This is a genomic window from Paenibacillus sp. D51F (genome assembly GCF_053345695.1).
This window is the reverse complement of sequence record NZ_JBKFAO010000012.1, coordinates 48784-66482: the sequence shown is the minus strand read 5'-3', so window position 1 is coordinate 66482 and position 17699 is coordinate 48784. Positions and strand designations below refer to the sequence as shown.

The window sequence follows — 17699 nt, the reverse complement described above, 5'->3', positions numbered from 1 at the left end:
ATCTGTCTGTCGGCTCCAAAGGACGCAGCCCCGAATGCCGCTGCCGGAAAAAGCAAAAAGTTGCATTCCAGCGCATACTTGTACCTCATCGTAGCATTGTTGACCGGTCGATCATAATGGAGTAAGCGTACAATCATTTGCACTTTGTCGCATGACAGCAATAAAGACTAATCCTTCACCCGTTCATAACGGTTGAAGCGGTAAGCGACTCCCAGCTTCTCGTCGCCCTTGCCGGGATAGGAATCCGCGAGCTTCCATTCTTCCTCGCGGAAGGAAGGAAAGAAGGCGTCTCCGCCTCCGAAAGAAGCGTCGATCTCCGTAAGCAGCAGGCAATCGGCATGAGGCAGCAGCAGCTCGTAGATCTGCTCGCCGCCGATCACCATCAGCTCCTCCCCCTCCGTCTCCAACCGCAGCGCCGCCTCCAGGGAATGCACCGTTTCGGCTCCTTCCGGCTTGAAGCCGGCGTCCCGGGTCAGGATGACGTTGCGCCTGTTCTTGAGCGGCCGGCCGCCGAACGACTCGAACGTCTTGCGTCCCATCAGCACCGTCTTGCCCATCGTCCGCTCCTTGAAGTAGCTCATGTCTTCGGGAAGCTTCCACGGAAGGTCGTTGCCGCGCCCGATTAGGCGGTCGCGGTCCATGCAGGCGATCATCGTGATCATATGGCTACCTCGGCCTTGATGGCGGGATGATGCTGGTAGCCTACGATCTCGAAATCCTCGTACCGGTAATCGAAAACGGATTCAGGACGCCTCTTCAGCACCAGCTGCGGCAGCGGATGCGGCTCCCTGGTCAGCTGCAGCTTCACCTGCTCCAGATGATTGCTGTAGATGTGGACGTCTCCGCCGGAATAGATCAACTCGCCGGGCTCCAGATCGCATTGCTGGGCGATCATATGGGTCAGCATCGCATACTGGGCGATGTTGAACGGAAGCCCAAGGAAGGTATCCGAGGACCGCATCGTGAACATGCAGTTCAGCTTGCCGGCAGCCACCTGGAACTGGAAGACGAAATGGCATGGCGGAAGCTTCATATTGTCGACCTCCGCCACGTTCCAGGCGCTCACCATATGACGGCGCGAATCGGGATTGGCGCGGATGGAATCCACGACTCTCTGGATCTGATCGTGGACCGTGCCGTCCTTTCCCTCCCATGCCCGCCACTGGGAGCCGTACACAGGCCCGAGATCGCCGTTCTCGTCCGCCCATTCGTTCCAGATGCGCACTCCATTCTCCTGCAAGTAACGGATATTGGTGTCTCCGCTCAAAAACCACAGCAGCTCATGGATGATGGACTTCACATGCACCCGCTTGGTCGTCACCAAAGGAAATCCCTTCGACAAATCAAAGCGAAGCTGCCTGCCGAAGACGGCAATCGTTCCCGTGCCCGTCCGGTCGGAACGCTCCGTGCCGTTGTCCAGGATATCCTGCAAAAGCTCCAAGTAATTTTTCATGCAACCTTCCCCTTTGTCCCAATCTGTCTACAACCCGCTTGAAAACCTTTTTCCTATTCTACCATCCGCAGCCGAGTTTTGTCTCCATTATGCAAGGAAATGTCGCAAGAAAGCGATCGAATCGTTGCATAATCTTTTGGCGCGGTAACGATTAGGGGCAATAAAGATCACTGATAGGAAGGAAAAACCAAATAAGTAAGAAAAACAAAAACAGCCGGCACTCGGGGTGCCGGCTGTTGCTGCAGCCGCCGGAAATCGGCAGCTGGGCATGTTACTTGACGAAAACGTGGATCGGGTGGCCGAGAGCCACTTCCGCCGCATCCAGCACGATTTCGCCGAGCGTCGGGTGAGCATGGATCGTGAGGGCGATATCTTCAAGCGTAGCGCCCATCTCGATCGCCAGACCGAGTTCGGAGATCATGTTGGAAGCTTCGATGCCCGCGATGTGGGCGCCGAGCACGAGGCCGCTGTCTTTGTCGGCTACGATTTTGACGAAGCCTTCTCCAGCGTTCAGGGATAGCGCGCGTCCGTTCGCTGCAAACGGGAATTTGCCGACTTGGACGTTGTAGCCTTTGTCCTTGGCTTCCTTCTCCGTCAGGCCGACGCTTGCGCATTCCGGATCGGAGAAGCAGACCGCAGGCATGCACTTGTAGTCGACTTTGCTCGGCTCTCCGCCGATGACTTCAGCCGCGACGCGGCCTTCATACATCGCTTTGTGGGCAAGCGCAGGACCGGCAACGATGTCGCCGATAGCGAAGATATGCGGAATGCTCGTGCGTCCTTCGTCGTTGACTTCGATGAGGCCGCGATCCGTCATCTTGATGTTGATGAGGTCAAGGCCAAGCTCTCCGTCCGTGTTCGGACGGCGTCCGACCGTTACGAGCAGATAGTCGGCAGTGATCTTCTCTTCCTTGTCGCCGACCGTGTACGTAACCGTGACGTCCTTGTCGGTCTGCTCGGAGCTTTTTGCCATCGCGCCGGTGATGATGTCGGCTTTTTTGGCTTTGAGCTTCTTCGCCACGAGCTGGGACATGTCTTTGTCGAAGCCGGGCAGGATGGAGTCGGAGCCTTCGAGGATCGTCACCTTCGTGCCGAACTTGCTGTACATCTGGCTCAGCTCGATGCCGATGTAGCCGCCGCCGATGACGACGAGGCTTTTCGGAATCTCAGGCAGCGTCAGAGCGCCCGTGGAGGACACGATGCGTCCGCCGAACGGGAATGCCTTCAGCTCGATCGGACGGGAGCCCGTCGCGATGATGCAGTTCTTGAACCGGTAGCGCGGCGCTTCCTGATCATTGAAGACGCGGGCTTCGTTTTCGTTGATGAACATGACTTCGCCGGCAAAGTACTGGACTTTGTTGGCTTTCAGCAGGCTGGCTACGCCGCCCGTCAGCTTCTTGACGACGCTGCCGCGGAACTCCTGGATTTTGGACCAGTCGACCTTCACGTCGGCGGCCGTGATGCCGATCGCTTCGGAGTGGCTGACCGTGTCGTACTGATGGGAAGCCGAGATCAGAGCCTTGGAAGGAATGCAGCCGACGTTCAAGCAGACGCCGCCTACATATTCCTTATCCACGCAGAGGACGCTCTGGCCGAGCTGGGCGGCGCGAATCGCCGCTACATAGCCGCCAGGGCCTGCACCAATTACCAGTGTATCGATATCGAGAGATGGATCTCCTACTACCATGAGTTATACCTCCATAACGAGCAGCTGTGGGTCGGCCAGAAGCTGCTTAATGTAGTTCAGGAAATTCTGTGCCGTCGCACCGTCGATGATGCGATGATCAAAGCTGAGGGACAGGGCCATTACGGATGCAGGAACGATTTCGCCGTTCTTGACGACCGGCTTGTCGGAAATGCGGCCTACGCCGAGAATCGCGACTTCAGGGAAGTTGATGATCGGCGTGAAGAACATGCCGCCGGCGGAGCCGATGTTCGTGATCGTGATCGTGCTGCCTTTGAGCTCGGCGCCGGTAAGCTTGCCGTCGCGTCCGCGGATGGCCAGGTCGCGAATGGAATCCGCGATCGTCCAGACGTTCTTGCGGTCCGCATGCTCGATGACCGGAACGATAAGCCCGTTGTCGGTGTCCGTCGCAATACCGATGTTGTAGTATTTGCGAAGCACGATTTCCTGGGATTCCTCGTCCAGCATCGCATTCATGATCGGGAACTCGCGGCAAGCAGCTACGAGAGCTTTCACGATGAACGGCAAGTAAGTCAGCTTGACGCCTTTTTTCTCGGCGACAGGCTTCGCTTTTTGGCGAAGCTCGACAAGAGCGGTCACGTCGACTTCATCCATCAGCGTAACATGCGGAGCCGTGTAAGCGGACTTCGCCATCGCGCCGGCGATGATTTTGCGGATGCCCTTGAACGGCAAGCGCTCTTCCGGACGGTCTCCGCCTTGGGATGCCACCGGAGCGGCTTTCGCTTCTCCTGCGCCTTTGGCTGCAACAGCCGCATTGTCCGCAGCTGCCGCTGGAGCGGATTTGCCCCCGCCTGCCGCAAACTGCTCGACATCCTCGCGGGTTACTTTGCCGTTTTTGCCCGAGCCTTGGACGGCCGTGATGTCCACGCCTTTTTCGCGGGCGAATTTGCGCACGCTAGGCGTAGCAAGCACGCTGCCCTTGGCTGCGCCTTCGGCCTTGGCAGGCTGGGCGGCTGCGGGAGCGGCATCTTTCGCCGTGACTTCGGCATCAGCCTTGACAGCGCCAGGAGCGACGCTGGCCGCTTCGTCCTTCGCTACATCCTTCGGGCTGTCCTCGGCAGGCGCCGCGCCTTCCGGAAGATCGCCTTCGGCATCGATGATCGCGATCACTTCGCCTACATGGCACACCTGTCCGTCCTTCGCGAATACTTCAAGAACGGTGCCGTTGACCGGACAAGGCACTTCCACGACGGCTTTGTCGTTCTGGACTTCCATAATGATATCATCGTCGGTCACTTTGTCGCCCGGCTTGATATGCATGGTCATGATCTCGCCCTCATGCAGACCTTCGCCGAGCTCCGGGAACCGATATTCGAATTTTGCCACGGATGTACCTCCTTTTGCGTTTAGAGCTTGGAGATGGCCGCGGGCGGGACAAGCTCCGGCAGAGCCGGGCCAGCCCTTCCCCCGCCATCGGTAACGGCCGCAAGCCGGCCGGATGGATTAGAAGTCGAGAACTTTCTTCACGCCTGCGACGATGCGAGCCGGCGTAGGAAGCCATTGATCCTCGATCTGCGCATACGGGTACACCGTATCCGGTCCGGCAACGCGCAGGACAGGCGCTTCCAGATGGAGGATGGCCTTCTCGTTGATCTGCGCGATGACCTCGGCAGCAGCGCCGGAAGTCTTTTGCGCTTCCTGGACGACGATGACGCGGTTCGTCTTCTTGATGGACTCCACGATCGTATCGATGTCAAGCGGCATCAGCGTGCGCAGGTCGATGACTTCGACCTTGACGCCTTCCTTCTCCAGCTCCTCGGCTGCTTTCACAGAGGTGTGGACCATCATGCCGTAGGTTACGATCGTCACGTCGCTGCCCTCGCGGACGACGTTGGCCTTGCCGAGCGGAATCGTGTACTCTTCTTCCGGCACTTCGGCGCGGAAAGCGCGGTACAGGTTCAAGTGCTCCATGAAGAAGACCGGATCGTTGTCGCGGATAGCGGAGATCATGAGGCCCTTGGCATCGTATGGATTGGAAGGAATGACGACCTTGATGCCCGGAGTCTGCATCGCGAGGCCTTCCAGGGAATCCGTATGCAGCTCGGCTGCCTTGACGCCGCCGCCGAACGGCGTGCGGAATACGATCGGCGAGTTGTAGCGGCCGCCGGAACGGTAGCGCATGCGGGCCGCTTGAACGAACATTTGGTCCAGAGCTTCATAGATGAAGCCGACGAACTGGATTTCCGCAACCGGGCGGAAGCCTTGGACGCCGAGGCCTACAGCCATGCCGGCGAGAGCCGATTCCGCGAGCGGCGTATCGAATACGCGCTCCTCGCCGAATTCCTTCTGCAGACCTTCCGTCACGCGGAAGACGCCGCCGGTATGGCCGACGTCCTCCCCGAACAGCATTACATTATCGTCACGCTTAAGCTCGGTCCGCAGAGCGTCGCGGATTGCTTCAAGCATATTCATTTGAGCCATGTTAACAGGTTCCTCCTTCGGTGGATCGGCCGCTTTGGCCGCTTAGAAATCGGCTTTTTGTTCTTCAAGATGCGCAGGCGTGTTCTCGAACATCGAGTCGATCAGGCCGCCGACCGTCATTTTCTCGGTCGCTTCGGCTTTTTTGATCGCATCGTTCACGGCTGCTTTGGCTTCTTCTTTCACGCGAGCCGTATCTTCCTCTGTCCAGAGGCCTTTTTTGTCCAGATATTTGCCGAAGCGGATGATCGGATCCTTTTGGGTCCACTCGCTTTCCTCGTCCTTGGTGCGGTACTTGGTCGTATCGTCGGAGAGGGAATGCGGACGGAAACGGTAGGTCAGAAGCTCGATCAGCGTCGCGCCTTCGCCGTTCCGGCCGCGCTCGGCAGCCTCGGATACCGCCTTGACGACAGCCAATACGTCCATGCCGTCAACCTGCACGCCCTTGATGCCGGCAGCGAGAGCCTTGTGGGCGATCGACTGGGCAGCCGTCTGCTTGGAGTAAGGAGTCGTAATCGCATAGCCGTTGTTCTGAACGACATAGATCGCTGGCAGCTTGTAAGCGCCCGCGAAGTTAAGGCCTTCGTAGAAATCGCCCTCGGAGGAGCCGCCGTCGCCGGTGTACGTGATCGCGACGCGCTTCTCGCCGCGCTTCTTGAACGCCATCGCAACGCCGGTCGCATGGAGGATCTGCGCGCCGATGATGATTTGCGGCATCAGGACGTTGACGCCTTCGGGAATCTGTCCGCCGTGCTGATGGCCGCGGGAGTACAGGAACGCCTGGTACAGCGGAAGGCCGTGCCAGACGATCTGCGGCATGTCGCGGTAAGCCGGGCAGATGAAGTCTTCCTTGTTCAGCGCGTATTCGCTGCCGATCATGGAAGCTTCCTGGCCGGATACCGGCGCGTAGAAGCCGAGACGGCCTTGACGGCCGAGATTCACGGCGCGCTCATCCCAAGTGCGCGTGAAGACCATGCGGTACATCAGTTCCTTCAATTGTTCGTCGCTGAGCTCCGGCATGAGATCCGGGTTCACGACTTCGCCCTCCGGCGAAAGAATCGTAAGCGGCTCTACGTTATCACTGTGGACTTCGTAAGAATGCTTGTTCATGAGCTTGCTCATCAGGGAGGTTCACCTCGATTTGTTATTTGAATCTTGATCTGCTCTGTTATAGAATTATTATAAACCTGTTACCTTGAAACGGTCAAAAAGAATTGCGTGAAAGCGGCGCTTTTTCATGATTTTCAAGAAATATGTGCATGAATTGTATGTGTAACAGCCTTGCAATTTCAGTATTACAGAATAGTACAACAAGCGTTTTCATAAGCGGCGGACTTTCTGAATTCCAAGCAACGGCGAGAGCCGGCTGCGACGGGATGGGATTTCCTGCCTTCAGAACCGCATTTCAGAAAAATGAAAAACAGCTGCCGATTGGAACGGCGGGGCGCGGGACATCTCCTTATTGTTTACCCTAAGCTCCGCTTTCCCATGCAGCCCAAGGAGGACATAAGCATGACCGACGACAAATACTTGAAACGGACCATTGTAAAGGAGACGGTGCCGAGCACCTATCTGGAAACGGGCTCCCGGGATCTGCGGATCTACCTTCCCCCTGGCTACAACGAAGTGCTGAGCTATCCCGTCGTGTACGGCCAGGACGGCGAGGATCTGTTCAACTTCGGGCGGATCGCTACGCTCGCCAACAAGCTGATCATCGACGGCGAGATCGAGCCCTTCATCATCGTCGGAGTCGACGTGGACAAAAAGAAGCGCACGGCCGAATATTCTCCGGACGGAAGCCTGCACGATGCCTACGTCCGCTTCTTCGCGGAAGAGATGCTTCCTTTTGTCGAGGAACGCTACCCCGTCCGGCGCGAGCGCTCGGAGCGGCTGCTCGTCGGCGATTCGCTCGGAGGCACGGTCTCCCTCCATCTCGCGCTCCGCTACCCGGACATATGGAGCCGCATCCTCTCGCTGTCCGGCGCGTTTTATGCGGCTTCGCAGCAGCTTGCGGCACAGGAGCAGGAGCTTGGCTGGCTGCAGCTGTACCAATATGTCGGCTTGCAGGAAACGGACTACCAGACGGATACGGGCATCTACGACTTCGTCACGCTGAACCGCGAAATGCGGGAGCTGCTGGAGGGCAAGGGCGCTTCGATTCTCTATACGGAAAAAGACGGCAAGCATCAATGGGGCTTCTGGCAGCGGGAAATTCCCGACGGCCTCAAGCATTTTATCCGCTGATTGCAGGTATCGCGCAAAAAAAAGGGAAGCGGCCGAAAGCCCGCTTCCCTTTTTAATTCGTATCCGCCATTTCGCTGCCTGCTGCTCATTTCTATCCGCGCGCATGGCCGGCAAGCCTGGCCTGATCGTTGCTGATCCGATTCAGCAGCCGGTCGCAGCCTTCGCTCACAAGCCGGAATGTCTCCTCGAAGTCGCCGGTATAATAAGGATCCGGTACGCCGGTCCCCTCCTCCCCGGGAAGCAGCTCCATGAACCGCAGCAGCTTGTCGTCCGGTTCCATGGACCACTCTTGAAGCAGCTCCCTCACATCCTGCTCGTTCTTCTCGTCCATGCAGACGATATAGTCGGCCTGCTCCAGAGCCTGCCGGCTGACCAGCGTCGAGATCATGCCTTTGTAGGAAATTCCGGCCGAGTCCAGCATCCGGCGCGTTCCCTCATGAGGAGAATGGCCGAGATGCCAGTCTCCGGTGCCGCAGCTGCCAGCTTCGACGATGCCGCTAAGACCTGCTTCCTCAGCCTTGTGCCTGAGAACCGCCTCGGCCATCGGGGAACGGCAGATGTTGCCGAGGCAAACGAACAGAACCTTAGCCTTCTCTTTGTCCGCCATCAGAACAAGCCCCCTTTTCTCATGTCTCCCGAAACGGGACGCAGCGACCTTCTCGGCAGCCTCCACTTGTATATGACCGAAAACATGCGCATGACGATGATCAGCACGAACAGGACGATCAGCCCGGCCGTGCTTCCCGGCCATCCGAGACCGATCGCTGCGCCGGCGAGAATGGCCCATACGGCATAGATCTCGTCCCGCAGTACGAGCGGCTTGCGCCCGGCCAGAAGATCGCGGATGATACCGCCTCCGATGCCCGTAAGCGTGGCTGCGACCATGACCGCGCTGAGCGGATGCTTCATGCCCTCCGCGTACAAGGCGCCCTGGATCGCGAAGGCCGACAGCCCGATCGCATCGAACAGCGCCTCCATTTTGCGCCAATGCTGGATCCATCCGACCGGCAGCAGGAAGGCGATCGTCATCGCCGCCAGCGCAACCTTGATGAGCAGGCCCTGAGTCCATAATGTCGTGACCGGAACCCCGATGAGCAGGTTGCGGATGACGCCGCCTCCAAATGCGGTTACCAGACCGAGCACGAAGACGCCCAGAATGTCATACTCTTCCTCCATGGCGACGATCGCTCCGCTGACCGCGAACGCAATCGTGCCGATAATGCTGAATACGGCAAAAATATCGGTATACAAGTTATAACGCCCCTTAAGTCTCCATCATCCTACCTATAATAGCCGCGAGGGATGCAGGACGCAACCGTCATTGCGGCATCGTCTCCGGACAAGCTATAATGTCGGCAGATTCAATACCGAAAGGATGGAAAACCTTGGAACCGTCAACCTTTTATAGCCGGGTCGTCATCGTATCCGGAGGAAGCCTCGGCAGCTGGGCGCTCGATCTTATTCGAGAAGACGACTACATCATCGGCGCCGACGCCGGAGCCCTGTTCCTCGTACGCCAAGACCTCAAACCGCATCTGTCGCTCGGCGATTTCGATTCCGTCAGCCCGGAGGAGCGGCACGATATTCAAGCCGGGAGCCTGGAGCTTGCTTCCTTCGATCCCGTCGACAAAAACTACACGGATACGGAGCTGGCCTTCCGGCGCGGCCTGGACCTGAAGCCGTCCTCCCTGCTGCTGCTGGGAGCGACGGGAAGCCGGCTCGACCATACCATAGCCAATGTCCACTTGCTGCGATCGGCAGCGGTACAGGGCATTTCCGCCTCCATTGAAGACGCTGCGAACCGGGTCCGCGTCCTTCCTCCGGGCTCCACGCTGGCCATTAGCCGCAGCCGCTTCGAGCACATCTCGCTGCTCCCGCTCAGCTTGCGCGTGACCGGCATCAACCTCATCGGATTCCGGTATCCGCTGACCGACGCAACTCTGGATCTCGGCCAGTCGCTCGGCATCAGCAATGCGCTGGCCGCCGAAGCCGGCACCGTATCCACGGCGGATGGCTGGCTCCTCGTGATGGAGAGCATCGGCTGATTCCCCCGTCCGCCAAATCTGAAGCTGCTTCCGTCCGCAGCTTCCCGTCCGCTTATTCCTTGCCGCCGCCACCCGGCGTTTCGATTTTCAGCCCGTCCACATGCTTGCGGGACATCAGCTTTCTGGCCTTGCGGTTTTCCTTCGAATCGAACACGATGTCGAGATCGTACTCCGCTCCCGGATAGAGCTGCTCCTTCTCGATATACAAGGCCAGCCGCTTGCGGTTGAAGGTTCTCTTCTCCTTTTGGACCTGGACCCCGACCTCTCCCCGTTCATCCTCCTCACGGTAGACGATGCCCGTTCTCCGGATCGGGTAGATCCAGACGCAATCTCCGACGCGGAGCGGCATTTTCTCCTTTCCCTTTCCTTTTTTAGCCTCTCGATCCGAAGCGTGTTCCGCCGCTGTCCGTTCCCTGGCCTCCGCTCGTTCCGGATCGCTGCGCCTCCTTCCGGCAGGCTCCCCATCTGACTCAGCCGCTGCTCTTCCCTTCTCCTGTACCGCTGGAGGATGAACTGCAGCCGCTTCCTCTGCCGGCGGCTCCGCTGCCTTCACAGGCTGAAGCTGAAGCTCCGGAGATCGATGATGTCTCAGCTGCTCCGCACGGTCGAGAATGGACCTGGGCAGTCCGTACCGCTTGGCGATCGCCAGCGCATAGCTGTCCCCCGCCTCTCCCGGCTCCAGCCGGTACAGCGGCTGCAGAGATTCCGGATCGAATGCCATGCGGGCGTTCATGCAGCGCCCGGTGCGCGCGGCATAGGCTTTGATTTCATTGAAATGAGTCGTCACGGCAAGCTTCGAGCCTCTCCGTCCCAGCTCCTCCAGCACGGCGATCGAGAGAGCGATTCCTTCCCCCGGATCGGTGCCCGCGGCGAGCTCATCCAGCAGGACGAGCGTTCTCCTTCCCGCCGTATCCAGCACTTCGCGAAGAACGGCCAGATGGGCGGAGAAGGTGCTCAGCGACTGCTCGATGCTTTGCCCGTCGCCGACGTCGGCGAGCACGTCGTCGAAGATGCCGATCGCCGTTCCTGCTGCCGCCGGCAGGAACAAGCCTGCCTGGGCCATGAGCACGAACAGGCCGATCGTCTTGAGCGCCAGCGTCTTTCCTCCCGTGTTGGGACCGGTAATGTACAGCTGATCCCAGCCCAGGCCGAGCTCCGCATCGATCGGAACCGCTTGCTTGCCGAGCAGCGGATGGCGCCCGGAGACGATCCTTACGGCGGGCTCGGCTTCCAGCACGGGCGCCGTCCCGTCGTACGAGATGGCCAGCTTGCCTCTGGCGAGAATGAAGTCGAACATCGCCATCGTCTCCAGGTTGATGCCGAGCTGCGGCCCATGCTCCTCTGCCAGAGCCGACAGCCCGGCCAGGATGCGCTGCCGCTCCTGCTCCTCGGCCGCTTTCCATGAAGACAGCTCCGCCTGCAGGTCGGCAATGTCCGCCGGCTCCACGAACAGCGTCTGGCCGCTGGCGGATTCATCCCACACGGTTCCGGGCACGAGCTTGCGATGCTCGCGCCGGACCGCCAGGACGAACCTTCCGCTGCGCTGGCTGATGACGGCTTCCTGAAGGGCGTTCCGATATTTGGCCAGCGATGCGTCGAGCTTCCTCCGTATCCTGTCCTCCGCCACTCCATGAGCGCGCCTGATCCTGGACAGCTCAGGCGAAGCATGATCGTGAAGCCATCCCCCTCGGATGCAGCGGTCCAGCTCCGCCCTCAGCTCCGGACAGTCCCTCATGGAGGAGGCATATCCCGACAGAAGCGGCGAGGCATCTCTTTTCGCCTCCATATACCGCTTCATTTGCGCCACGGAGCCGAGCCATGCGGACAAGCCCGACAGCTCGCGCTCGTCGTAGATTCTTCCCTTGCCGAGCAGCGCCAGGAAGGGTTCGATTCCTTCCATCGCAGACAGCGGAACGCTGGCTCCGGCCGCCAGCAGCGACTCCGCCTCTGCCGTTTCGCGCTGCCACAACGCCGCTTGCCTCCAGATCGCGCTGGGACGGTGCTTCTCAGCCAGCCTCAATCCGGGCTCCGATACGGCAAAGCCGCATAGCCGCTCGTGGATGGCGTTGTATTCGAGTCTTGCCATGGATGCTTGATTCAACTTGATTTCCTCCCCGAAATTGCTCATGTCCATATCGACCCAGCCGCATGAAGGCGTTCAAGGACATAAAAAAACAGGAGGGAACGCGGAAGCGCTCCACTCCTGTCGGGCTAGGTACCTGCTGCCGTCTCTACCTGTGTATGCCTCCCATGACCGGATGCCGGAAGCCTCGGTGGAACAGGCTTCTGGCGGCAGGTGCATGAGAAACGAAAAATCCGTGCTCGAAGGAGCACGGAATACCGGTAAGACGATTGTCCGCAGACCATCGCTCAGGGTGAGTATCCACATGTTCTCAACTCTTCATAAGCGCGCCCGAATAACCTCGTGAATGATTCCATTCAGAAGGGGTAATGAGTTCGAGAAGCGCTATATAAAATTTAAGAGTTAAGAACACCTGTAATCATCAATAGCTCCCCTTTGGATAAAGTCGGCTGGAATCGTATAGCTTCCATGAGCATACAAAGAAAATCGGCTTTCGTCAAGCAGCTGCCGCCTTCGGACGCCAGCGGCCTCCAGCCCTTTTTCGTTTAGCAGTGAATTATCTTCGGAGCCGCCTTATAATGGAACCAACGATACATCGCAGGAGGTACGAGATGAAATTAAGGCTGCTGACCCCTTACCTGGCTTCAAGAGGCTGGCTCTACGCCGCCTCGCTGCTGCTGATCGCCGCCGGCAACATCATCCAGTCCTATTACCCGCACATTCTCGGCGAGTTCATCGACCGGCTGAAAAACGATGACATCGCGATGACCGACATCCGCATGTACGCGCTCATGCTCGTCGCCATCGCCGTCTGCTACGGCTCCATGGCCGGCCTCGGCCAATACCTAATCATGAGGCTCGGCCGAGGCTTCGAGCGGCTGATGCGCAAGCGGCTGTTCCGCCACTTCACCCGGCTGAGCGAGTCCTACTACGCCAAGCACGGCGTCGGACAAATGCTGAGCTACGTCATGAACGACGTCACCTCCGTCCGGGAGGCCATCTCGGTATGCCTCAACCAGACGGCCAACGCCGTCATCCTGCTGCTGTCGGCCTTCGTCATGATGGCCGCATCGGGGCTTCCATGGGGGCTCATCGTTCCCTGCGTCTCCCCCCTGCTGCTTATTCCTTTCCTGGTCGTCTACTTCGGACCGCGCATCCGCAAGCGCTCGCGCATCGTGCAGAACGCGCTCGCGCGCATGACCGAATCGGCCGAAGAGCAGTTCGGCGGCATGCGCGTCACCCAGAAATTCGCCGCCGAGGACGTCATGGCGGAGAGATTCGGCGGCACCGTCGACCGGATCAGGGAAAGCCAGCTGGGACTGGTGCGGATGTCTTCCTTCTTCCAGGCGCTGCTTCCGTTTCTCGGCGCCCTGTCGCTGGTCGTCACGATCGCTTACGGCGGCTACCAGGCTCTGAGCGGAGCCATTACGATCGGAATGTTCGTCTCCTTGACTCTCTATGTGCGGCTGATGATCAATCCCCTGCAGCAGATCGGCAACGTCATCAACACGATGCAGCGGTCGCGCGCCAGCCTTGAGCGGCTGCAGGAGCTTCTATCCATCATCCCCGACATAAGCGATGCGGAGCAGTCCGTCCCGCTCTCCGGATCCGGAATCGAGCTGCGCGGCCTCAGCTTCAACTACCCCGGCTCGCCCGTGGAAGCGCTGCATGATATCCATCTCTCCGTTAAGCCTGGCACGACTGCCGGAATCATCGGCCGCACAGGCAGCGGCAAAACGACGATCGCCAAGCTGCTGCTGCGGATCTACGAAGCTCCCCCGCGCACGATCCGGATCGGCGAGGCCGATATCCGGGAGCTCGGCCTCGGCAGCCTGCGCGAGAACATCGCTTACGTCCCGCAGGACGGCTTCCTGTTCAGCACGACGATGCGCGACAATATCGCCTTCTCCAGGCGCAATGCCGAGCAGAGGGATGTCGAGGACGCCTCCCGTCAAGCCGGCATCTACGAGAGCATCCAGCAATTCAGCGAGGGCTTCCAGACCCGCCTCGGCGAGCGCGGCGTCACGCTCTCCGGCGGACAGCGGCAGCGCACGAGCCTGGCCAGAGGCCTGATCAAGGACGCTCCGATCCTCATTCTCGACGACAGCGTCAGCGCTGTCGATGCCGTCACCGAAACGGCCATCATCCGCAATATCCAGCAGCTCCGCAAGAACAAAACAACGCTGATCATCGCGCATCGCATCAGCGCGATCAAGCATGCCGATGTCATCGTCGTCATGGACGATGGCCGGATCGTCCAGCAGGGAACGCATGAAAGCCTGCTGGCGGAGGAAGGCATCTATGCGGAGCTGTTCGCCCTGCAGCAAGGAGGGACTTCACATGGCCAAATCGGTTAAGCAAGCCGAAGCAGCGGAACAGCAGCAGCAAAACCAGACCCGCTCCAAGGAAGCCCGAAAAGGCATCATGATCTATGCCAAGCCGTACCGCAAGGCGTTCACAGGCGTATTCTTCTGCACGCTGATCGCGGTTATAGCAGACCTGCTCCAGCCTTATCTGGTGAAGATCGTCATCGACGACCATCTGATGCAGGGCAAGACGGAATTTCGGCCGCTGCTGCTCATCGGCGCCCTGTATCTTCTTCTGTCCATTCTCGCCCTGCTGTTCTCCTATCTGCAGAACAATCTGATCCAGCGTACCGGCCAAGGCATCGTGGCAAGCCTTCGCAAGGACTTGTTCCGCCATATATCGAGGCTGTCGCCGTCTTTCTTCGACCGGACGTCGAGCGGCAGCCTCGTGACGCATGTATCCAGCGACACGGAGACAGTCAGCCAATTTTTCACCCAGGTGCTGATGAGCCTCATGCGGGACGGGATGACGCTGCTGCTCATCATCGCGCTCATGTTCCAGCTCGACCCCGTGCTCGCATCGTACAGCATGGTGCTGCTTCCCGTCATCGGCATCATCGCGTTCTCCTTCCGCAGCTATATGCGCAAGACGTACCAGCTGTCGCGCAGCAGGCTGTCGCGCCTGATCGCCTTCACGGCGGAGAACCTCTCCGGCATGAACCTGGTGCAGGCTTTCCATCAGGAGAAGGAGCAGGAGCGCCAGTTCGCCGAAAAGAACGAGACGTACTTCGAGGCCAATCTGAGGGAAATCCGCACGAACGTGCTGTTCAACCGCTCCTTCGACCTGCTGGGCAACCTGTCGGTCGCCTTCATCGCCTGGCTCGGAGGCCGCGCCGTCTTGGGCGAAAGCCTGGAATTCGGCATCCTGTATGCCTTCATCACCTATATCCGGCAGTTTTTCCAGCCGATCAATGCGATCACCCAGCAATGGAACACGCTGCAATCCGCCTCCGTCTCCATGGACCGGATCTGGGGCCTGCTGAGCACGAAGCCCGATCTTCCGGATGACGGAGATGCCTCCTTCCCTGCCTTGAACGGCGGCAGCGGCAGTCAGCAGGTCAGCGGCGCCATCGATTTCCGAAACGTGACGTTCGGCTACGGGGATGGCGAACCGGTCATCAAGGCGTTGAGCCTGAGCATCCGTCCCGGAGAGAGGATCGGCATCGTCGGCACGACAGGAGCCGGCAAAAGCTCGCTGATCAGCCTCCTGTGCCGGTTCTACGACGTGCGGAAGGGATCGGTGCAGATCGACGGAATCGACGTGCGGAAGCTCCCTCTCGCCACGCTCAGCCGGACGGTCGGGCTGGTCCAGCAGGAGCCGTACCTGTTCTCAGGCTCGATCATTGACAACATCCGGCTGTTCGACACCCGCTTCAGCCGGGAGCAAGCGATGCAGGCTTGCACGTTCGTCGGCGCCGACGCCCTGATCCGCCGTCTGCCGGACGGTTACGACACGATGCTGAGTGAAAAAGGCAGCGGACTGTCCACCGGGGAGCGGCAGCTGCTCAGCTTTGCCCGGATCGTGCTGTATCAGCCTGCCATTCTCGTGCTGGACGAGGCGACGGCGAATCTAGACTCCAGCACCGAGCAGCTCGTCCAGCGGGCGCTGGACGCCGTTGCGGCGGGAAGGACGACGCTCGTCATCGCCCATCGCATTTCGACCGTCATGGATGCAGACCGCATCATCGTCATGCGGAGCGGCGTCATCGCCGAGCAGGGCAGCCACGAGGAGCTGGTCCGGCAGCGCGGCTACTACGAGCAGCTGTTCCGCCATTCCCAGGGGCGCCCGGAAGAACGCGGAGCCGGCTAGACAGCTTGCAGGCAAACAAGCAGCCCCCGACGAATGCGGATGCCGCATCGTCGGGGGCTGCTTGTTTTTTGGCTTCTATTTATCGAGAATCCGGCGCATTCCCGCCTCGGCATACTTCACGTTGTCCGGCAAGCCGTATGGACGGCGCAGATCGATATCATGCGACATATGCGTCAGCAGCATTTCGCCCGGCTGCAGCTCCTCCCGCAGCTCCAGAGCTTCCGTGACGTCGTATACGGAGCGTCCAGCGTAAGGATAGGGCTCATGGTAAAAGCTCGTCCCGAGCACGATCAGATCGGCGCCGCGCAGCGGCTCCTTCTGCATATTGTCAAGGCCGATGGAGTCGGAACAGTACGCCCAGGCGTATCCTGTCTCGCCATGGTCGAACCGATAGGCGTACGCATAGCCGTTATGTCCATGATGGACACGCCAGCTTCGAATGCTCCAGCAGCCGATCACGAGCGGCTCTTCGATCGGCGTGAAATCGATCCATCGGTCCAGCCAGGGAAAGCGGGCCAGAATATCGGGGATGACTTCGGCGGGAGCGTATGCCATGCCCCGCTGCTTCGTCCACCTGCATGCATCCGCCCATTCCACGAGACCGCCTATATGGTCGAAGTGGGCATGCGTGATCAGCATTCTCCCGACCGAGCGCAGCCCGGCCGCTTCCATCTGCCTGCCCCAATCGGGTCCGCAGTCGATCAGCGTCACATCGTCCGGAGAACCGCCGCCTTCAAGTCCGTCGATCCGCACGAGGGAGCGCAGCCTCCTGTTCCTGCCCGTCGTTCTTGCTTCCTCGCATACGGGGCAGCTGCAATAAACCCTCGGCACTCCAAGCGAATCGCCGGTTCCGAGGAAGGTCAGCACCGCCGGAGCGGAAGCCATCAGAGCGGAAGCAGGGCGATCGATTCCCGATCGCGGATGCCCTGAATCATGTCGTACCATTCCTGGGGCTTGCGTTCGATCGCCGAATAGTAGGTTTCCAGAAACTGCGCAGCCAGAGCTCCCGGTATCTCGTCTTGCCGCTCGTCCTTCGGCAGGAAGCCGAGGTCAAGGCCGCTTACCGCTCCGCCTTCCAAATCCCAGGAAGGATGGACGTAGGCGAGATCCAGGCGCTTGTAGCCGATATGGGACAGCACCTCGCGCCTGACGATCGGATTCATCGGGCTGACGCCTCCGAATTCATGCCCGGTGCGGTAAGGATCGTAGATCTCCGCGAACATGCCGAGCGGCTCCGCCCCGGATTGCTTGGCCAGCCGGTCCAGCTCCCGCTCGCGGCTGCGCATCAGGAAGCGCCCGATGCCGAGACCCGGCCGGCCGATGATCGTGAAATCCGTCATGGCGACGCGCATGTCCGGATAATAGCGGTATTCCGTGGCGCCGACCGCCTCGCCCTCATGCAGGGCGACGCAGACATGGATGGACGGGTCGAGCAGCGGCTCCCGCCACAGGTCGTAGGCGAGCACCTCTTCCGGCGGAAACACCTCCTGCAGCAGGCGGTGGAGCTTGGGGAACTCCGGATCTTCAATGGACACGATGCGGTGGAATTCCATGGTTATGATCAACTCCTTATCG

General features: G+C 59.6%; 15 protein-coding genes. 4 read left to right on the top strand and 11 right to left on the bottom strand.

Annotated features, from left to right (window positions below; translation table 11 throughout):
* Positions 1–167: 167 nt before the first annotated feature.
* The 6 genes from ACLBWT_RS19125 to pdhA all read right to left on the bottom strand — a co-directional run bounded on the left by ACLBWT_RS19125 (position 168) and on the right by pdhA (position 6686).
* Positions 168–662, bottom strand: coding sequence for a dihydrofolate reductase (locus ACLBWT_RS19125; RefSeq protein ID WP_447664712.1), 495 nt, complete (start codon positions 660–662; stop codon positions 168–170).
* Positions 659–1453, bottom strand: coding sequence for a thymidylate synthase (thyA, locus tag ACLBWT_RS19120; protein WP_447664711.1), 795 nt, complete (start codon positions 1451–1453; stop codon positions 659–661). The genes ACLBWT_RS19125 and thyA overlap by 4 nt, the downstream gene beginning before the upstream one ends.
* A 271-nt stretch (positions 1454–1724) precedes the next feature.
* Positions 1725–3140, bottom strand: a complete 1416-nt coding sequence (gene lpdA, locus ACLBWT_RS19115; RefSeq protein ID WP_076356085.1) for a dihydrolipoyl dehydrogenase — start codon at positions 3138–3140, stop codon at positions 1725–1727.
* 3 nt (positions 3141–3143) lie between these two features.
* On the bottom strand, positions 3144–4484 hold the full coding sequence (locus ACLBWT_RS19110; RefSeq protein WP_447664710.1) for a dihydrolipoamide acetyltransferase family protein: 1341 nt from the start codon (positions 4482–4484) through the stop codon (positions 3144–3146).
* Between the two features lie 117 nt (positions 4485–4601).
* On the bottom strand, positions 4602–5579 hold the full coding sequence (locus ACLBWT_RS19105; RefSeq protein ID WP_447664709.1) for an alpha-ketoacid dehydrogenase subunit beta: 978 nt from the start codon (positions 5577–5579) through the stop codon (positions 4602–4604).
* 42 nt (positions 5580–5621) lie between these two features.
* Positions 5622–6686, bottom strand: coding sequence for a pyruvate dehydrogenase (acetyl-transferring) E1 component subunit alpha (pdhA, locus tag ACLBWT_RS19100; protein ID WP_048745914.1), 1065 nt, complete (start codon positions 6684–6686; stop codon positions 5622–5624).
* A 402-nt stretch (positions 6687–7088) separates the two neighbouring features.
* Here pdhA and ACLBWT_RS19095 point away from each other — a divergent pair, with 402 nt between their 5' ends.
* Entirely contained in the window at positions 7089–7820 is a 732-nt protein-coding gene (locus ACLBWT_RS19095) for an alpha/beta hydrolase (RefSeq protein ID WP_447664708.1), read from the top strand.
* Between the two features lie 91 nt (positions 7821–7911).
* On the opposite strand, the gene ACLBWT_RS19090 is transcribed toward ACLBWT_RS19095, so the two are convergent.
* Positions 7912–8427: a low molecular weight protein-tyrosine-phosphatase gene (locus ACLBWT_RS19090; RefSeq protein WP_447664707.1), complete on the bottom strand. Its 516-nt coding sequence runs from the start codon at positions 8425–8427 to the stop codon at positions 7912–7914.
* The gene (locus ACLBWT_RS19085; RefSeq protein WP_447664706.1) at positions 8427–9071 is read right to left on the bottom strand and encodes a trimeric intracellular cation channel family protein; all 645 of its coding nucleotides are present in this window, start codon (positions 9069–9071) and stop codon (positions 8427–8429) included. The genes ACLBWT_RS19090 and ACLBWT_RS19085 overlap by 1 nt, the downstream gene beginning before the upstream one ends.
* 134 nt (positions 9072–9205) lie before the next feature.
* On the opposite strand from ACLBWT_RS19085, the gene ACLBWT_RS19080 reads away from it, so the two are divergent.
* Positions 9206–9865 (top strand): thiamine diphosphokinase, encoded by a 660-nt coding sequence (locus ACLBWT_RS19080; protein ID WP_447664705.1) that lies wholly within the window; start codon positions 9206–9208, stop codon positions 9863–9865.
* 52 nt (positions 9866–9917) lie between these two features.
* Here ACLBWT_RS19080 and ACLBWT_RS19075 read toward each other — a convergent pair whose 3' ends face one another.
* Positions 9918–11966: an endonuclease MutS2 gene (locus ACLBWT_RS19075; protein ID WP_447664704.1), complete on the bottom strand. Its 2049-nt coding sequence runs from the start codon at positions 11964–11966 to the stop codon at positions 9918–9920.
* Positions 11967–12559: 593 nt separating this feature from the next.
* On the opposite strand from ACLBWT_RS19075, the gene ACLBWT_RS19070 reads away from it, so the two are divergent.
* Positions 12560–14305 carry an ABC transporter ATP-binding protein gene (locus ACLBWT_RS19070; protein ID WP_447664703.1) on the top strand — a complete coding sequence of 582 codons (1746 nt, stop codon included), beginning with the start codon at positions 12560–12562 and terminating at the stop codon, positions 14303–14305.
* The gene (locus tag ACLBWT_RS19065) at positions 14289–16124 is read left to right on the top strand and encodes an ABC transporter ATP-binding protein (RefSeq protein WP_447664702.1); all 1836 of its coding nucleotides are present in this window, start codon (positions 14289–14291) and stop codon (positions 16122–16124) included. The genes ACLBWT_RS19070 and ACLBWT_RS19065 overlap by 17 nt, the downstream gene beginning before the upstream one ends.
* A 75-nt stretch (positions 16125–16199) precedes the next feature.
* Here the strand turns inward: ACLBWT_RS19065 and ACLBWT_RS19060 are convergent, their stop codons facing one another.
* Positions 16200–17009, bottom strand: coding sequence for an MBL fold metallo-hydrolase (locus ACLBWT_RS19060; protein ID WP_447664759.1), 810 nt, complete (start codon positions 17007–17009; stop codon positions 16200–16202).
* Positions 17009–17677: a GNAT family N-acetyltransferase gene (locus tag ACLBWT_RS19055; RefSeq protein WP_447664701.1), complete on the bottom strand. Its 669-nt coding sequence runs from the start codon at positions 17675–17677 to the stop codon at positions 17009–17011. The genes ACLBWT_RS19060 and ACLBWT_RS19055 overlap by 1 nt, the downstream gene beginning before the upstream one ends.
* Between the last annotated feature and the right edge of the window lie 22 nt (positions 17678–17699).